General features: G+C 73.7%; 16 protein-coding genes. 6 read left to right on the forward strand and 10 right to left on the reverse strand.

The window, feature by feature from the left end:
* Positions 1-211 precede the first annotated feature (211 nt).
* Positions 212-646 (forward strand): protease inhibitor, encoded by a 435-nt coding sequence (locus ACGH52_RS35145; protein WP_076972816.1) that lies wholly within the window; start codon positions 212-214, stop codon positions 644-646.
* A 162-nt stretch (positions 647-808) separates the two neighbouring features.
* Here the strand turns inward: ACGH52_RS35145 and ACGH52_RS35150 are convergent, their stop codons facing one another.
* From ACGH52_RS35150 to ACGH52_RS35190, 9 genes are all read right to left on the reverse strand, one after another.
* A complete protein-coding gene (locus ACGH52_RS35150) occupies positions 809-1,060 on the reverse strand; it encodes a CDGSH iron-sulfur domain-containing protein (RefSeq protein ID WP_399945342.1) in 252 nt (83 codons plus the stop codon).
* On the reverse strand, positions 1,041-1,685 hold the full coding sequence (locus ACGH52_RS35155) for a HemK2/MTQ2 family protein methyltransferase (protein WP_171986997.1): 645 nt from the start codon (positions 1,683-1,685) through the stop codon (positions 1,041-1,043). The genes ACGH52_RS35150 and ACGH52_RS35155 overlap by 20 nt, the downstream gene beginning before the upstream one ends.
* A 30-nt stretch (positions 1,686-1,715) precedes the next feature.
* Positions 1,716-2,747 carry an iron-containing redox enzyme family protein gene (locus ACGH52_RS35160; RefSeq protein ID WP_076972942.1) on the reverse strand — a complete coding sequence of 344 codons (1,032 nt, stop codon included), beginning with the start codon at positions 2,745-2,747 and terminating at the stop codon, positions 1,716-1,718.
* Positions 2,748-2,802: 55 nt separating this feature from the next.
* Positions 2,803-2,982 (reverse strand): hypothetical protein, encoded by a 180-nt coding sequence (locus tag ACGH52_RS35165; RefSeq protein WP_076972814.1) that lies wholly within the window; start codon positions 2,980-2,982, stop codon positions 2,803-2,805.
* A 48-nt stretch (positions 2,983-3,030) separates the two neighbouring features.
* Positions 3,031-4,041 carry a hypothetical protein gene (locus ACGH52_RS35170; RefSeq protein WP_076972813.1) on the reverse strand — a complete coding sequence of 337 codons (1,011 nt, stop codon included), beginning with the start codon at positions 4,039-4,041 and terminating at the stop codon, positions 3,031-3,033.
* Between the two features lie 30 nt (positions 4,042-4,071).
* Positions 4,072-6,894, reverse strand: coding sequence for an NHLP bacteriocin export ABC transporter permease/ATPase subunit (locus ACGH52_RS35175; protein WP_121701584.1), 2,823 nt, complete (start codon positions 6,892-6,894; stop codon positions 4,072-4,074).
* A 1-nt stretch (position 6,895) separates the two neighbouring features.
* Positions 6,896-9,118 (reverse strand): NHLP family bacteriocin export ABC transporter peptidase/permease/ATPase subunit, encoded by a 2,223-nt coding sequence (locus tag ACGH52_RS35180; RefSeq protein WP_121701583.1) that lies wholly within the window; start codon positions 9,116-9,118, stop codon positions 6,896-6,898.
* Entirely contained in the window at positions 9,115-9,921 is an 807-nt protein-coding gene (locus ACGH52_RS35185; protein WP_399945347.1) for an HlyD family efflux transporter periplasmic adaptor subunit, read from the reverse strand. The genes ACGH52_RS35180 and ACGH52_RS35185 overlap by 4 nt, the downstream gene beginning before the upstream one ends.
* A 136-nt stretch (positions 9,922-10,057) precedes the next feature.
* Positions 10,058-10,273 carry a hypothetical protein gene (locus tag ACGH52_RS35190; protein ID WP_003978108.1) on the reverse strand — a complete coding sequence of 72 codons (216 nt, stop codon included), beginning with the start codon at positions 10,271-10,273 and terminating at the stop codon, positions 10,058-10,060.
* A gap of 582 nt (positions 10,274-10,855) precedes the next feature.
* Between ACGH52_RS35190 and ACGH52_RS35195 the strand changes: the two genes are divergently transcribed.
* The 5 genes from ACGH52_RS35195 to rfbB all read left to right on the forward strand — a co-directional run bounded on the left by ACGH52_RS35195 (position 10,856) and on the right by rfbB (position 16,823).
* Positions 10,856-12,181, forward strand: coding sequence for a S1 family peptidase (locus ACGH52_RS35195; protein WP_399945351.1), 1,326 nt, complete (start codon positions 10,856-10,858; stop codon positions 12,179-12,181).
* Positions 12,182-12,417: 236 nt separating this feature from the next.
* Positions 12,418-14,901 carry a SpoIIE family protein phosphatase gene (locus tag ACGH52_RS35200; RefSeq protein WP_399945354.1) on the forward strand — a complete coding sequence of 828 codons (2,484 nt, stop codon included), beginning with the start codon at positions 12,418-12,420 and terminating at the stop codon, positions 14,899-14,901.
* Positions 14,902-14,998: 97 nt separating this feature from the next.
* Positions 14,999-15,418, forward strand: coding sequence for a CBS domain-containing protein (locus tag ACGH52_RS35205; protein ID WP_121701258.1), 420 nt, complete (start codon positions 14,999-15,001; stop codon positions 15,416-15,418).
* 99 nt (positions 15,419-15,517) lie between these two features.
* Positions 15,518-15,697, forward strand: a complete 180-nt coding sequence (locus tag ACGH52_RS35210; RefSeq protein WP_059297207.1) for a hypothetical protein — start codon at positions 15,518-15,520, stop codon at positions 15,695-15,697.
* Between the two features lie 151 nt (positions 15,698-15,848).
* On the forward strand, positions 15,849-16,823 hold the full coding sequence (gene rfbB, locus ACGH52_RS35215) for a dTDP-glucose 4,6-dehydratase (RefSeq protein WP_399945357.1): 975 nt from the start codon (positions 15,849-15,851) through the stop codon (positions 16,821-16,823).
* Between the two features lie 12 nt (positions 16,824-16,835).
* Here the strand turns inward: rfbB and ACGH52_RS35220 are convergent, their stop codons facing one another.
* Positions 16,836-17,417 carry a hydrolase gene (locus ACGH52_RS35220; RefSeq protein ID WP_059296792.1) on the reverse strand — a complete coding sequence of 194 codons (582 nt, stop codon included), beginning with the start codon at positions 17,415-17,417 and terminating at the stop codon, positions 16,836-16,838.
* Between the last annotated feature and the right edge of the window lie 59 nt (positions 17,418-17,476).

Consider the following 17,476-nt stretch of genomic DNA (forward strand, 5'->3'; position numbering starts at 1 on the left):
GGTCTCAACATTCGATCAAGAGACGCCCGGTTGTGGAATTGGAACGTTCAAAATCCGTGACTTCACGCCACTGATTCAATACGCAAGGTTACCGAAACGCATGGGGTCGAGGTGAGTTTCGGTGCGGTACTCGGCAGACTCGCGCTCGCCGTTCCGGCACCGACCGGGCCGGGCCGGCACCACCCTCGAAACGAGCGGAAGGATGCACACAATGCGGAACACCGCGCGCTGGGCAGCGACTCTGGGCCTGACGGCCACCGCCGTCTGCGGGCCCCTCGCCGGGGCCTCCCTCGCCTCCCCGGCCACCGCCCCTGCGTCGCTCTACGCCCCCTCGGCCCTGGTGCTGACCCTGGGGCACGGAGAGAGCGCTGCCACCGCCGCACCCCTGCGCGCGGTCACCCTGACCTGCGCCCCGACGGCCTCCGGCACCCACCCCGCGGCCGACGCGGCCTGTGCCGAACTGCGCGCCGCGCACGGCGACCCGGGCGCCCTGGCCGCCGAGGACACGGTGATGTGCACCCGGGAGTACGCCCCCGTGGTCGTCACCGTCGACGGGGTCTGGCAGGGGCGGCGCCTCTCCTACGAACGCACCTTCGCCAACGAGTGCGTGAAGAACGCGGGCAGCGCGAGCGTCTTCACGTTCTGAGGGACCGGGCCCGCCCGGACCGTGCGGCGTGAGTGGCGGCTCGCCACTGGGGAGTGCGAGCCGCCGCCGTACGGGTCTCGCGGGCCCGCACCGGGGGCGGCGGACGGAGTGGGGCCGTCCGCCGCCCTCCCGGACCCGGCGCCAAGGGTCGGGGGCCCAGGGTCAGTCGTTCGCGGCCGCCGGCCCGTCACCGGGCCCGGACGACCGGGCGCGGTGGCTGGTGTCGCACCACGGATAGCGCCTGCTGCGCCGGCAGGTGCACAGCGCCACCCGGAAACGGTCGGAGGACACCGTCGTCCCGTCCTCCAGCTCCACCTCCACCGGCCCTTCCACCAGCAGCGGCCCCCGGCGCTGGACCTTGATCCGGCGCGGGGCGTCCGGCGGGCCCGGGGTGTCAGACGGGGAGTTCGGCACGGACGACCACCAGCTCCTCCTCGTAGTCGGACAGGGACAGCAGTCCGCGCTGCCGCAGCCAGCGCTCCCGGCCGCGCAGCACGGGACCGAACGCGATCCGCTGCCGCCGGGTGACCGCGGCCTTCAGGCCCGCCTCGCGCAGCAGCGCCTCGGTCCTCGCGGGGTCGCTGAGCGCCGACTGCACGAGCAGCAGCACACCGCCCGGGCGCAGCAGCCGGGGCACCTGAAGGCAGATCCGGTCCAGGACCATGCGACCGTCGTGCCCCGCGTCCCAGGCCCGCGCCGCGCCACGCGGCCGGCGGCCGGAGGCGGGCGCCGGCACGTACGGCGGATTGGCCAGCACCAGGTCGAAGGTCTCACCGCGTACGGGCGTGAAGAGGTTGCCGTGCCGGACGCGGAGCGGCAGCCCGGCCCGGGCAGCGTTGAGCCGTGCGGCGCACACCGCGCGCCACGACACGTCCACCGCGGTCACCCGGCCGCCCCGGCGCGCCGCGGCCAGTGCGAGGGCGCCCGTGCCGGTCCCCACGTCGAGCACGGCCGCGCCCGGCGGGAGCGACTCGTCGGACAGCGCCCCGGCCAGCAGGGCGGTGTCCTCCTGAGGGGCGTAGACGCCCGGTAGCACCATGAAATTCACGGATCCCACGTACCCCGGTCGTCACGAAATATGAGAAATTTCCCGTTGCTCGCGGCGCGTGGCGGGCAGCGGCGTACGCAGGGACGACCGGCCCGCACGCCAGTCGGCGAGCAGCCGCTCGCCGAGGCGATCCTCGAGGTGGCCGGTGGCGTCGATGCCGAACACGACGTCCGCCGCGAGCCGCGGTTCCTGCTCCAGCAGGCCGTCGATCACCTCGTGCCGCACGATCTGCTCGTGCACCGCGTCGGCCTCGACGTGCTCGTCGTAGAAGTGCTCGGCGGCCGGACCGGCACCGGTGCGGCGCATTGCCTCGGCCAGCCGCCGGGAACCGGGCGAGGAGGTGATCTCCACCGCCGCGAAGTGGCCCACCAGCGCGCCGCGCAGCGACCGGTGCAGGCCGAACAGGGACATCATGTTCACCGTGGCCAGGCACTCGGCCGAGGCCGCGTCGAGATGGGCCCCGTACGTCGTGTCCAGGTCCAGATCCGTCATCAGGTCGGCGAACAGGCGGGCGTGCACCCGGTCGGCGCGGCCGCCGCCCCACTCGTCGAACTCCACCGCCGCCATCGCCGCCTTCGGGCGGCCCCACAGCCGCGGCAGCACCCAGGCGTGCGGATCGGCCTCCTTGAGGTGGTACAGCGAGCGCTGGGCCGCGTACTCGCGCAGCTGCCACAATTCGCCCTCGTCCCGCAGGAAGTGGCTCACCCCCTCGCCATGGACGGGCTCGACCAGCAGCGCCCCGACCGCGTCCGCGACGCTGTCGTGGACCGGGGTGTCGGCCCGCAGGGCGGACAGGAAGCGCCGCTCCAGCCCGGCCCGCACGCCCAGCAGGCCCGGGTCCCACTCCAGGTCGGGGCGGACACCCGCGAAGCCCCGGTAGTGCAGCTCGTAGCACTGGTACAGCGCCAGCTGAAGATCGTCGCCGTACGCGGGCGCGGCGGCTACGGCCTCGGCGGAGGGCAGCGGGCCCGTGCCGAGCAGGTACGCGCCGACGGCCTCGGAGACCGGTCCCCGGGCCGTCGGCAGCTGTGGTCCTTCGCGGTCGTACTCCATGCGCCGCGAGTACCCGGACACCGCCCCGGCACCCCCGGCCGCGTGGAGCGGCACGTCACTCGCCCTCGGCGTCCTTCTGGGCACCGGTGTTGGGCGAGGTGGCGTCCCCCGCCTCGCCCCGGTGCCCGCCCTCGTCGGACTCCGCGTCGCGGGGCCTGGCCTCCTCGATCTCGCGCAGCACCTCCTCGATGGCGGTCTCGGGCTGCTTGTGGTCGTGCTCGCCGTTCCGGGACACGATGTCCTCCTTCTCGTTTCTCGTCGTGCGGCTCTTGCTTCCGGTCGTTCAGTTCGACGTCGACGCCAGGCGCAGGGCCACCGGCGCCGGGGGAGCGGCCTCGTCGCTGCGGCGGACGACCTCGGCCCACCAGGACGGGCCGTCCTCGATGTGGCGCAGCAGGACGCCCTCCCGGATCGCCCAGGGGCAGAGCGTCACCGCATCCAGGCCGATCAGCTTCATCGCGGTGTGCCCCACCACCGCTCCGGCCAGACTCTGCGCCGCGCGCGGTGCCGAGATACCCGGCAGCCGGGCCCGCTCGGCGGCGGACAGGGCGGCCAGCCGGCCCACCGCTTCCCCCAGGTCCGAGCAGAGCATCCGCCGCTCCATGAAGGGCCCGTGCCGACCCGGCGGGGCCCCGCACAGCCGCCCGAGCTGCTGGAAGGTCCGTGAAGTGGCCACGGCCGTCCGCGGCCCCTCCCAGCGGATCCGCGCGGCGACGTCCCGCAGCTGGTGGCGGACCCCGCGGCGCAACTCCCTGACCTGGTCCCGCGACGCCGGGTCCTGGCCGCCCGCCAGGAACTCGTGGGTCAGCCGGGCCGCGCCCAGCGGCAGCGAGGCCACGAAGCCGGGCAGCCTGCCACGCCCGAACGCGACCTCCAGCGAACCGCCGCCGATGTCCAGCAGGGCCAGCGGTCCGACCCGCCAGCCCATCCAGCGCCGGGCCCCGAGGAACGTCAGCTCCGCCTCCACCTCACCCGGCAGGGTGCACAGCGGCACACCGGTTCGGGCGTGCACGGCGCGCAGCACCTCACGCCGGTTCGGCGCGGCGCGCACCACGGCGGTCGCGAAGGCCAGCGGCCCCGACGCGCCCCAGCGGTCCGCGGTCGCACTCGCGTCGGCGACCGCCTCGACGAGCCGCTCCACGGCTTCCTCGGGGATCGGATGACCCGGCCTGACCTGCTCGGACAGCCGCAGCCGCCACTTCGCGGTGTGCACCGGCAGCGGGACGCCGCCCTCGGCGTCCGCCACCATGAGCCGGACCGTGTTCGACCCCACGTCCACCACGCTGATACGCATGAGGGCAACAGGTACCCATTTGAGCGCCGATCAGGCCAGCTGTCGCCGCACCAGCTCGTGCAGTCGGCCGCCGGTGTCCGCGAGCAGCTCGGCGGGCGGCCCCTGCTGGGCGACCTTGCCGTCCTCCATCACGATCACGCGGTCCGCGTCCAGCACCGTGGACAGACGGTGGGCGATGACGATCCGGGTGGCGTTGAGGGCCTTGGTGGACTCGATCACCGTGCGCTGCGTCTCGTTGTCCAGGGCGCTGGTCGCCTCGTCGAAGAAGAGGATGCGCGGCCGGCGGATCAGCGCCTGCGCGATCATCAGCCGCTGCCGCTGGCCCCCGGAGACCGCGCCGCTGCCCGACACGATGGTGTGCAGCCCCATCGGCATCCGCTTGATGTCCTCCGCCAGCCCCGCCATCTCGGCCGCCGCCATCGCCTCCTCGGGCGTGTACGGCTCGGTGCCGCAGATGACGTCCAGGATCGAGCCGGTGAACGGCTGCGCGTGCTGGAGCACCACCCCGCACTGCCTGCGCACCGCCGACTGGTCCAGCGCCGCCAGGTCCTGCCCGTCGTACAGGACGCTGCCGGACAGCGGCCGGTCGAAGCCGATCAGCAGCCGCAGCAGCGTCGACTTGCCGCAGCCGCTGGGGCCGACGACCGCCACGAACTCCCCGGGACGCACCGCGAAGGACACGTCGTCCAGGACCAGTGGCCCGTCGTCGGTGTACCGGAAGGACAGCCGGCGCGCCTCGATCGCCCCCGACAGCGGCCCCGGCCGGGTGCTCGCCGCCCGCACCTCGGGCGTCGCGTCCAGGACCGGACGGATCTCCTCGAACAGCGGCAGCGCCGCCACCCCCGACACGAACGCGCCGGTCAGCTGGGTGACCGAGGTCAGCAGCATCGTCACCGAGGCGTTGAAGGTGAGGAACTCGGCCGCCGACATCGAACCCCGCGCCGGACCGGCGAGCAGCATGAACATCAGCAGCGTGCACAGCGGCAGGTACACCGCGCCCAGCACCGCGTTCAGGTTCTTGATCCGCCCCGCCCGCTGCTGCAGCTCCCTGCTGTGCGCGAACCGCTCCGCCCACGCCGCGTAGGCGTAGTTCTCGGCCGCCGCCACCCGCAGCTTGGGCAGCCCGCGCAGCGTCTGGAAGGCCTGGTTGTTCAGCTTGTTGGTGAGCTTGACCAGCCGCCGCTGCCAGCGCACCTGCCACAGTCCGAGCCCCAGGAAGACCCCCGCGACGACCACCAGCATGCCGATCGCGGCCAGGGCCATCGGCACGCTGTACCAGAGCAGCAGGCCGAGGTTCACCGCCCCGACGGTCACCGACTGGGCCACCGTCGGACCGACCCCCGCCAGCAGTCTGCGGATCGCGCTGATGCCCATGGCCGCGCTCGCCAGCTCACCGGTGGAACGCTCGGTGAAGAACTTCGTCGGCAGCCGCAGCAGCCGGTCCCACACGGCCGGCTGGAGGGTCGCCTCGATCCGGCCCTCCAGGCGCAGGATGGTCAGGTTCTGCAGCAGCATGAAGGCCGCCGCGACGACACTGCTCAGCATCACCGCGAGACACACCTGCACGATCAACCCGGTCTGCGCCTTCGGCACGAACTCGCCGAGCACCCGGCCCGTCGCGATCGGCACCAGCGCGCCGAGCGCCACCGTCACCAGACCGGCGAGCAGCAGACCGGTCAGATCCCGGCGGGTGCCCGCCAGACAGAACCGCAGCAGCCGCAGCGGACTCGGCCGCCGCTCGGGCAGCGGCCGGTAGAACATCACCGCACGCGGCTCGAACTCCCCGGCGTTCGCCTTCTCCACCGGCGTCTCGCGACCGGTCGCCGGATGCACGGCCACATAGCCGCCGCGCCGCCACAGCAGCGCCACCGGCGCCCCCGACAGGGTGCGCTGCCCGACCAGCGGACCCACGTCGTCCCGCCACCAGCGGTCCTCCAGCCGCACCGACCTGGTCCGCACGCGCGAGGCGAGCGCGATGCGCTCCACCGGGTCGAGCCGGTCGCTCTCGGTGCCGCCCGGGGCCGGTTCGGCGAGCGGGATCCCGGCGGCGCGGGCGACCAGCCTGCACGCCGCGTACGTGGCGTCGGCGTCGGCGGCCGTGCCGCGCTGCGCCCCGCGCTTGCCGATGGACGCCAGCAGCGTCCGGTCGGCCTGCGCGCGCACCGCCTCACCGGCCTTGATACCGGCCGCGGTACGCGTCTCGTGGGTGCGCTCCAGCTGCTCGATCCAGCGGTCCAGGGTGGTCAGCAGCCGGTACTGCTGGTCGACCATGCTCTGCCACAGTGCCGGGTCCATCAGCAGGTCGGCGGCCGCCTCCTCGCCGTACACCGCCCCGTACTGCACGCTGCCCGGCGGCACCTGCATCCAGAACACGTCGTCGTCGGCGGGCGCGTCGGCCCGCTCCGCGGCCATCGGCGCCTGGAAGAGGACGGTCAGGCCGCGGCCCACCCCGAGGGCGAGGGCGTACTCCAGCGGACTCGTCGTCGGCGGCACGTACTGGGGGTTGCCGTACGCGTCGTACGACCAGGTCTGGGTGCTCGCCGGCTGGTACAGCTCGCGCAGGCCGATGCGGTGCACCACGCAGTCCCGCAGCGGCCGCGCCACCAGGGTGTGCTGCGGCCCGGCGACCGGTCCGAGCAGCACCGAGCCCGCCTCCAGGCGCCCCAGGTGGTGCCAGTGGCCCTGTTCCCCGGCGTCGACCGCGAACAGGTCCACCGCGCCGGACGCCACCAGCCACAGCACCTGCGGCCCCTCCAGGTCGAGCCGGTTGAACCCGGCGCAGTCGACGCGCGTGCCCAGCGAGCCGAGCGCCCCCAGGACCAGGTCGCCCTGTCCCTCGTGCACGGTCGTCATCTCACCGCTCCCTGACCAGCGCCGCGTACGCGCCACCACGCGCCACCAGCTCCTCGTGCCGCCCGCGCTCCACCACCGTGCCGTGCTCCAGGACGACGATCTCGTCGCTGTCCCGCACGGTGCTGAGCCGGTGCGCGATCACCACGCAGGCGCAGCCGCGCCGGCGCAGGTTGTCCATGACCACCAGCTCGGTCTCCGCGTCCAGCGCGCTGGTCACCTCGTCCAGGACGAGGATGCTGGGGCGGCGCACCAGGGCCCGCGCGATCTCCAGACGCTGGCGCTGCCCGCCGGAGAAGTTGCGGCCGTCCTGCTCGACCGGGCTGTGGACGCCGCCGGGCCTGCGCATCACCACGTCGTACAGTGCGGCGTCCTTGAGCGCATCCACCACGGCGTCGTCCGGGATCGAGGGGTCCCACAGCGCCACGTTGTCGCGCACCGTGCCCTCGAACAGGAACACGTCCTGGTCGACGAAGGAGACGGAGGACGCCAGCGCCCCGCGCGGGATGTCGTCGAGCCGCTGCCCGTCGATGCGGATCACACCGTCCCAGGGCGCGTACAGGCCCGAGATCAGCCGCGACACCGTCGACTTGCCGCTGCCCGACCCCCCGACCAGGGCCACCTGCTGCCCCGGCCCCACGGTCAGGTCGAAGCCGGTGAGCAGGGGTTTGTCGAGCGGGTTGTAGCCGAAGGAGATGTTCTGCAACTCGACGTGGCCGTGCAGCCGGCGGGTCGAGTCGCCGCCGCCGGGGCGGTCGTAGAGCGGGTCCGCGCGGAAGTTCTCCACGTCCTTCAGCCGGGCCACGTCGGCCGCGAAGTCCTGGATGCGGCCCGCGACGCCGTTCAGCCGGGTCAGCGGGGCCGTGAAGCGGACCACGAGCGCCTGGAAGGCGACCAGCAGACCGACCGAGATGTGGCCCTCGACCGCGCGCATGCCGCCGATCCACAGGATGAGCGCGCTGTTGAGCGTCGCCAGCGTCGGCGCGACCACGCCCAGCCAGGCACTCGGCACCCCCAGCCGCTGCTGCTCCTCCAGCGTGGTGGCGTGCTGGCCGGCCCACTTGCGGAAGTAGCCGTCCTCACCGCCGGTCGCCTTCATCGTCTCGATCAGCTGGAGACCGGTGTACGCGGTGTTGGTCAGCCGCGCCGTGTCCGCCCGCAGCTTGGCCGTACGCGTCGCGCGCAGCCGGATGACGACCCGCATCGCGAGGATGTTGAGCAGCGCCACGCCGATGCCGACGAAGGTGAGCTGCGGGTCGTACGTGTAGAGCAGCACGGCGTACAGGACGACCACGATCGCGTCCACGCCCGCCGCGGCGAGGTCGCGGGCCAGCGTCTCGGCGACGGCGTCGTTGGACTGGAGGCGCTGCACCAGGTCGGCGGGGCTGCGCTGGGAGAAGAAGGTCACCGGCAGCCGCAGCAGGTGCCGCAGGAACCGGGCACTGGAGAGGGTGGAGGAGATGATGCGGCCGTGCAGCAGGTTGGCCTGCTGGAGCCAGGTCAGCACCACCGTGAGCAGCACACAGGCGCCCATCGACGCGAACAGCACGCCGAGCAGCGAGGTCTGCCCCCCGATCAGGAACGTGTCGATGTAGGTGCGGCTGAGCGCGGGCACCGCCGCGCCGACCGCCACCAGGAGCAGGCTCGCCAGCACGGCGGCGGGCAGCGTCCCGGCGGTTCCCCGCAGCCGGGCGGGCATCGCGCCGAGCACACCGGGCTTGCGCCCGCCCCGGGTGAAGTCCTCGCCGGGCTCCATGGTCAGCACGACCCCGGTGAAGCTGCCGTCGAAGTCCTCGAGGGACACGAAACGGCGGCCCTTGCCCGGGTCGTTGATGAACACCCCCCGCCGCCCGAACCGGCGGCCCATGCCGTCGTAGACGACGTAGTGGTTGAACTCCCAGAAGAGGATGGCCGGTGCCGTCACCTCGGCGAGGGCGGCCAGGTCCATCTGCATGCCCTTGGCGGTGAGCCCGTAGCTCCGGGCCGCCTTCAGCAGATTGCTCGCCCGGGACCCGTCGCGGGAGACGCCGCAGGCGATGCGCAGCTCCTCCAGCGGGACATGGCGGCCGTAGTGCCCCAGCACCATCGCGAGGGAGGCCGCGCCGCACTCCACGGCCTCCATCTGGAGCACGGTGGGCGTGCGGACGGTCTTCGCGCGGCCCTTCGGCACGCTCCGCCTCGGCGGGGCGGCCCGGCGTCTGCCCCGGGTCTCCTGTGCGGTGCTCACGGCAGCAGCCAATCGACGGGACGCTGGTCGGCGAGCCGGATCGAGCCCGAGGCCAGCGTCATGGAGGTCAGCTCGAAGGGCGGCCCGTCCGCGGAGGACCACTCGTAGCCGCTCTTGGTGGAGGGGGAGGTGTCCAGCCGCACCGTCACGGCCACCGGCCGGCCGTCCTCGGTGAACTGCTCGCCGAGCTGGCTGTCCCCGAGGAACGCGGTGATGGTCTGCGCCGACTGGGCCGAGCGGTCCACGGCCTTCACCTGGCCGTGCAGGACGCCGTACTGCTGCGTAGGCACCGACTGGACGGTCAGGTCGACGGAGGCGTGCGCGGGGATGGCGGCGGCCTTCTCGGCGGGGACGTAGACGGTGGCGTAGAGGGGGTCGTCGGTGTGGGCGACCTTCTCGACCGAGGCGACGTTCGCGCCGGTACTGATGATCTGCCCGACGGTGGCGGCGAGCGCGCTGACCCGGCCGGCGTCGATCGAGCGGACCACCGTCTCGCCCTCGGCGGTGCGGACCTTCAGCACCGGGGCGTCGGCGGCCAGCCGCTGCCCCGGCCGCGCCAGGACCGCGGTGACCTGCCCCGAGACGGGACTCTGCAACAGGTAACTGCCCTGCCCGTGGGTGAGGACGGCGGGAGCGGCGACCGTGGAGGTCACCGAGCCGCCCACCGCCCACACGGACGCGGCGGCCATCGCGACCACGGTCACGGACAGCACCAGCCAGCCCTGGGGACGGGCGAAACGCACCGGGAGATCGAGCTCCTCGGGCGACTGGAGTTTGGTGAGGGCCTGTTGGCGGAACTGCACGGCTGACGTATCCCGGGCTCGATGAGAACGGCCGACGAGGGGGAACGGCCGTCGAAGCGGAACGGCCGACGAAGGGGAACGGCCGAAAAGTCCCGGAGCCTGGGTGGCTCCGGGACTCAGCGACGCAAGGGCGCGATCAGAGACCGGCGACCAGGCCCGTGACCGGGGCGGTGTTCAGGCCGGTGACACCCTCGACGGTGCCGACGGCCGTGTTGAGCAGGCCGGAGACCGGGGCGATGCCGTCCACCAGGCCGGTGACGGTGCCGACGGCGTTCACGTTCAGGCCGCCGGAGACGTTGTCGAGGTCGGCGTCGGAGATCTCGACGGTCTCAACCTGGGGGGTGGAGTTCATGATGGAACTTCCCTTCGTATAGCCATTTCACAAGGGGGGAGCGGCCCCCTCTGGGGACAGATGACGGCCGCGACCGCGGGCGCCGGGCGGCCCGTTTCCCGAGCCCTCCGCGGCCCCCGCGGTGCGATGGATCAAAGCACGCGGCCGGTCCGGGCTTCCAATCAAACATCCCTCTCACCAGCGCACTTGCGAGGGCCGGGCAGCCAAGCGTGCAGGAGCGGGCACGCCTTCGCGGCGACTTCTTCACACGGTGCGCGACATCGGCTCGTGCGATCCCTTGCCTCCGGGGAGGCGATTGGGGCACTCCGGCCCCAAAGGCGTACCGGCCGCCGCCGGCTTGTGCAGATGCGCCAACGGGAGTGACCGGGTTGGGCATTCGATGTGCAGATTCGCTGAAGCAGTCATTCCGCTCCGTGATCGGAGCGGTGCGTAGTCGAACGGTCGCGGAGGGTCGCGATCCGGCGTGACTCGGCGGCCCGGCTGAACGCCCCGGTCGGCTCGCGCGTACCAACAGCCGTCCAGGCGCCCCCAACAGCTGCCGGACCGGCGGGCACGGACCCCGGTCCCAGGAGGTCGAGTACGTTGAGTCACAAGCGAATCCCGAAGCGCAGGGCCGCGATCGCGGCGGGCGGTGTGGTGGCGCTCGGCGCGGCCGCCGTCCTGCTGCCGAACGCCAACGCCTCGCAGGACGGCGGCTCCTCGGACCGGACCGCGGCGGCGCCCAGGACCCTCAAGGCGGCGGACGCGTCGGACCTCGCCGCACGGCTCGCCGGGCTGCTCGGCGACACCTTCGCGGGCTCGTACTACGACTCCGGCGCGCAGCAACTCGTCGTCAACGTCGTCCCGGGCGACGACGGCCAAGTCGTCGAGCAGGCCGAGAAGGCGGGCGCGGAGGTCCGCGAGGTCGACCACAGCATGGGCGAGCTGAGGAGCGGCGCCGAGACCCTGAAGTCCGAGGCGAGCATCCCGGGCACCTCGTGGGCGATCGACCCGCGCACCAACAAGATCCTGGTGACCGCCGACCGCACCGTCACCGGCGAGCGGTGGGACCGGCTGGAGTCCACCGTCGAGGGCCTCGGCTCCGGCATGGCGACGGTCAGGAAGTCCGCCGGCACCTTCAAGACCTTCGCCTCGGGCGGCGACGCGATCTTCGGCGGCGGCGCGCGCTGCTCGCTCGGCTTCAACGTCACCGCGGGCGACGGCTCGCCCGCCTTTCTGACGGCCGGTCACTGCGGGGTCGCGGCCGACCAGTGGTCCGACGCGCAGGGCGGCCGGCCGGTCGCCACCGTCGACCAGGCGGTCTTCCCCGGCGAGGGCGACTTCGCGCTCGTCAGGTACGACGACCCGGCGACCGAGGCGCCGAGCGAGGTCAACCTCGGCGACCAGACCCTGCCGATCAGCGGGGCCGCCGAGGCGACGGTCGGCCAGGAGGTCTTCCGCATGGGCAGCACGACCGGGCTGGCCGACGGACAGGTCCTCGGCCTGGACGCCACCGTCAACTACCCGGAGGGCACGGTCACCGGTCTCATACAGACCGACGTCTGCGCCGAGCCGGGCGACAGCGGCGGCTCCCTCTTCACCCGGGACGGCCTCGCGATCGGCCTGACCTCCGGTGGCAGCGGTGACTGCACGGTCGGCGGCGAGACCTTCTTCCAGCCGGTCACCACGGCGCTGGAGGCGGTCGGCGCCACCTTGGGCGGCGAGGACGCCGGCGCGGGTGCCGGGAACGAGGGAGCCGGTGATGCCGGTGGTGCGGGAGACGCCGGTGGTGCGGGAGACGCCGGTGATGCCGGTGATGCCGGTGATGCCGGTGATGCCGGTGATGCCGGTGATGGCTCCGGTGCCGGTGAGGCCGGTGACGGTGCGGCGGTCGGCGGCGGGGCCGGGGACGCCGGGCTGACGGGCTGACGGGCTGACACCACGTTCCATGGATCGCCGCCCGGGCCTCCGCCGACGGGACCGGGCGGCGGTCTGGGCGGTCGAGGGCCCGGGCGGCCCCCGTGCCCCTCCCTCGCGCGCACCCGTGGCCACCGGGCCCCGGGCCACCCCGCGGTACAGCGCGCCGCCCCGCGGCGCGCAGCGTCGGTCTGCGAGCCCCCGATGTGCTCCTGATCGCCGGTACCCGATCCGTAGGGGCTGCGCAGATGTCCCATAAGCGCTGTAATGGCGACGTGGTCAGAGAGGGCGCACCGGAACGCGGACCGAGGACGCTGCGTGCCGAGGGCGCCCTGAAGGCGATCGCGGCAGGCCCGCAGCCCGAGCGGCGGCTGCGCGCCGTCCTCGAACAGGCCCTGGTCTTCGCGGGCGCCTCCCTCGCCGCGCTCTACACGCCCGGCGACGACCGCGAGCTGCTCTGCCTGGTCGAGTCGGCCGGAGCGCCGCGCACCCTGTACGGCGTACGCGACAGCTATCCCGCGGCGGGCGGCTCCCCGGTCGCCGACGCCCACCGCACCGGCGAGGCGGTGTGGATCGGGCCGGAGGAGTTCGCCGGATCGGCGGAGTCGCGGCACGTGCCGTCGAGCGGCTTCTCCCTGGCCGTGCTGCCCGTGCGCGGGGACGGCGGAGGCTGCCTCCTCGCCCTGACCGAGCACCCGGAGGGGTTCGACTCCGACGGCCGCGGGTGCCTGGAGGTGATCGCCGAGGCGGTGACCTGCCCTGTCCCGGCCGGACCCGCCGAGTCCGCCGAGACCGGTGAGCTCCAGCCGGACGCGTTCACCCTCGCCATGGACACCGGCCGGGCGGAGGTCGGTGACGACATCCTGCGCCTGTTCGGCCTCGCTCCCGAGGAGTTCGACGGCAAGGTCGAGACGCTGCTCGGCCTCACCGTGCCGGAGGACCTGCCGTCCCTGATGTCGGTGACCGAGTCCGACCACATGACCATCGGCGAGCGCGAGCTGGAGTTCCGGGTGCTGCAGCCCACCGGCCCGCCGAAGTGGCTGCGGCTCAGCGGGCGCCTGCTGCCCGGCGGCGACGGCAGGCCGGCCCTCCTGGTCGGCACCGTCGCCGACGCCTCCACGCTGCGCCCGGACGTCACCGACGTCGCCCGCGTCCAGCGGCTCGCCGCCGCGCTCGCCACCGCCGGGACCGTCCGCGACGTCAGCCAGGCCGTCGTCGCCGCCCTGCGCAGACCGCTCAGGGCCGACCGCATCGCGCTGGCCGAGCTGGAGAACGACCGGCTCGTCGTCACCGTCCTCGACCCGCCCGACCCCGAGTCCTGGCCCGAGCTGTGGCGCCTGGAGTGGCGCACCGAATGGCCGGACGCGCCCGTGCGGGCCATGCCCACCCTCGCCGCCGCGCTGCGCGAGGGCCGCGCCCGGATCTGGCCCGCGGGCACCGGCGACCTGGAACCCGCCCTCGCCGACGTCGGCCCCGGCGGCCTGGCCGTGCTGCCGCTGCCCGCGGGCGGCCGCATGGCCGGGGCCTGCCTGATCGGCTGGGACACCCCGCACGACTTCGGCCCCGACGAGCGCGCCCTGCTCACCGCCTCCGCGGGCCTGGCCGGACAGGCCCTGATGCGCGCCCACGCCTTCGACGCCGAACACGAACTGGTCGGCATGCTCCAGCGCCAGCTGCTGCCGCGCCGACTGCCGAAACTGCCCGGCGCGGTCGCCGTCGCCCGCTACCTGCCCAGCACGGCGGGACTGGAGCTGGGCGGCGACTGGTACGACGTGATCCCGCTGCCCGACCACCACGTGGCCCTGGTCATCGGCGACGTCCAGGGCCACAGCGCGGGCGCGGCCACCCTCATGGGCCAGATGCGCACCGCCCTGCGCGCCTACGCCGTCGAGGGCCACCCGCCGGACGTGGTGGTGTCCCACGCCAACCGGCTGCTGACCGGCATGGAGACCGACCTCTTCGCCACCTGCGTCTACGTCGACCTCGACATGGAGGAGGGCTCCGCCTGGTGCGTGCGGGCCGGGCACCTGCCCCCGGTGCTGCGCCACCCGGACGGCAGCACGGAGATCGCGGAGGTGGAGGGCGGTCCGCCGCTCGGTGTGGTGGCGCAGGCCGACTTCCCGATGAGCCCGCTGCGGCTGCGGCCCGGCACGCTGATCGCCCTCACCACGGACGGCCTGGTGGAGACGCCGGAGTCCGACATCGACGAGGGCATGGACCGGTTCGCGCACGCCCTGGCCGTCTCCGCCCCCGCCCACCTCGGACTCGTCGCCGACGCCCTGCTCGGCAACGCCCGCCGCAACGACGACGTCGCCCTGCTGCTGGTGCGCTACGACGGCATGGCCCTGCGCCCGCTGCGGGAGAGCTGGTCGGTGTGGCGGCTGCCCGAGGCCGTGCGGCACGCCCGCCGCTTCACCCGGCGCACCCTGCGCTCCTGGGAGGTGCCGGACGCCGTCGTCGACGGTGTCCTGCTGATCGTCTCCGAGCTGGTCACCAACGCCCTGGTGCACACCGACGGCAAGGTGCGGCTCGACCTCACCCTGATCGGCGACCGGCTGCGCGTCGCGGTCGCCGACGCCTCGCCGCGCACGCCCGTCAAGCCGACCAGTATCGGCTGGGAGGCCACGGGCGGCCGGGGCATCCTGCTCGTCGAGGCGATGTCGGCGGCCTGGGGGACGCTGCCGGTCAGCGGGGGCAAGCAGGTGTGGAGCGAGATCCCGGTGGGCGGCTGAGCGTCGTCGGCCGGTTCGGCCGCCGCACCGCCGGGTACCCGCCCGGCCGCGCCACGAGCCGGCCGACAGCCCGGAAGGAACCAGGGAGGCACTTCCCATGACCCAGTACGTCCGCGACGTGATGACCGGCGATCCGGTCACCGTCGAGCCGCTGACCTCCGTCACGGCCGTGGCCCGCCTCATGCGCGACCGGGACCTCGGAGCCGTCCTGGTCACGGAAGGCGACCGGCTGCGCGGCCTGGTCACCGACCGCGACCTGGTGGTCCGGGCGGTCGCCGGGGGCGGCGACCCGGAGCAGACCACCGTGGCCGGCGCGTGCAGCGACGACGTGGTCACCGTACGGTCCGACGAGGAGCTGGACCACGCCGTCCGGCTGATGCGCGAGCACGCCGTACGCCGTCTCCCGGTCGTCGACGACGGCCGTCCGGTCGGCATCGTCTCCCTCGGCGACCTGGCCATGGAGCGCGATCCGGAGTCGGCCCTCGGCGACATCAGCGTGGCCCGGCCCAACCCCTGAGCGCCCCCGAGACACGCGCCCCGTGTTTTGCGGTGCCCCGTGCGGGGACCCGCAGGGGCGAGCGCAACCAGACGCGGAACCAGAAGGAAGGTGATGCCCGTGACCACGGAGACCGGCGGCAAACCCGCCGTCCGTCGGCTGGAGACAGGCTGGTCGAAGGCCCGCCGCCTGCGGAGCAGAGGCGGGATGCGCACCTGGGTGCCGGCCGTCGAGGACGGCGGCGCCACCCGCGCACCGCAACCGGGCCGGGAGTCGAACATCGTCCGGGGCGAGGACTGAGCGAGCCCCGCGGATGACGACCCCGCCCAGCGCGTCGGCCTCGGTGCCGGCGCGGTGCGCGTTCCGGGCCGGTCGCGGGCCACGAAGGGCACGCCGGTAGCGTCACCTCCCGCACCACCCGCCCCGACCCCAGCAAGGCACGGAACCGTTCATGAACATCCTGGTCACCGGCGCAGCCGGATTCATCGGCTCCCGGTACGTCCGGATGCTCCTCGCCTCCGACGAGCCGGGGGCACCGCGGATCACCGTCCTGGACGCCCTCACCTACGCCGGAACCACCGCCAACCTCGAACTGAGCCACCCCCGGCTGGAGTTCGTGCACGGCGACATCCGTGACGCACCGCTGGTGGACAAGCTGACGGCCGAGGCGGACCAGGTGGTGCACTTCGCCGCCGAGTCCCACGTGGACCGCTCGATCCACGCCGCGTCCGACTTCGTGCTCACCAACGTCGTCGGCACCCAGAACCTGCTGGACGCCGCCCTGCGCCACGGCGTGGCGCCCTTCGTCCACGTCTCCACCGACGAGGTCTACGGCTCCGTCGACTCCGGCTCGGCCACCGAGGAGCACCCCCTGCGGCCGAGTTCCCCGTACTCCGCCTCGAAGGCCTCCGGCGACCTGCTGGCCCTCTCGTACCACCGCACCCACGGCCTCGACGTACGGGTGACGCGGTGCTCCAACAACTACGGCCCGCACCAGTTCCCCGAGAAGCTCGTGCCGCTGTTCGTCACCCACCTCCTGGACGGCCGCCGAGTCCCGCTGTACGGGGACGGACGCAACGTCCGCGACTGGCTGCACGTCGACGACCACTGCCGGGGCGTCGACCTGGTGCGCACCCGGGGCCGGTCCGGCGAGGTCTACAACATCGGCGGCGGCACCGAGTTGACCAACCGCGACCTCACCGGCCTGCTCCTGGACGCCTGCGGCGCGGGGCCGGACCGGATCGTGCGCGTCGAGGACCGCAAGGGCCACGACCTGCGCTACGCGCTCGACTGGAGCAAGGCCCGCGAGGAGCTGGGCTACCGGCCCCGCCGCGACTTCGCGACCGGTCTGGCCGAGACCGTCGACTGGTACCGGGACCACCGGGCCTGGTGGGAGCCGCTCAAGCGACGCACCGACGCGGGGTGACCGACGCCGGCCTCAGCCGTGGGTCTCGGCCAGCAGGTCCAGGATCTCCCGCGTCGTGCCGGTCTCGCCCAGGCGCGGGAAGATCCGCTCGACGCTGCCCCGGTGCGCCTCGGTGCTCATGTCGCTCATGGCGTCGGTGGCGAGCGTGACGTGGTAGCCGTGCTCGTGGGCGGCTCGGGCGGTGGACTCCACGCCGATGCTGGTGGCGATGCCGCAGAGCACGATCTGGGTGACACCGCGGCGGCGCAGCTGCACGTCGAGGCCGGTGCCGTGGAAGGCGCCCCAGTTGCGCTTGGTGACGGTGATGTCGCCGGGGTGCCCGGCCAGTTCGTCGACGACGACGTCCCAGCCCGCGGGCCGCGGGCCGCCCGCGCCGGCCTCCGTACGGCCGGGCACGGCGTCCGCCCCGTCGGCGGCGAAGGAGACCCGGACCAGCACCACGGGCAGGTCGCGGGCGCGGAAGGCGTCGGCCAGTTCGACGCTCCGGGAGACGACCTCGGCGCCGGTGTACGGCTCGGTGGGCGCGGCGACGATGCCTGCCTGGAGGTCGATCACGACGAGGGCGGTGCGGGGGTCGAGGGCGGTGACGGTCATGAGGGTGCCTTTCGGATCGTTCTCGCACACGGTTCGGTCGCGATCGGTCCACCGTAAAT

The sequence above is a fragment of the Streptomyces sp. BBFR25 genome, from assembly GCF_044590125.1.
In the GTDB taxonomy this organism is placed as follows: Bacteria; Actinomycetota; Actinomycetes; order Streptomycetales; family Streptomycetaceae; genus Streptomyces; species Streptomyces canus_D.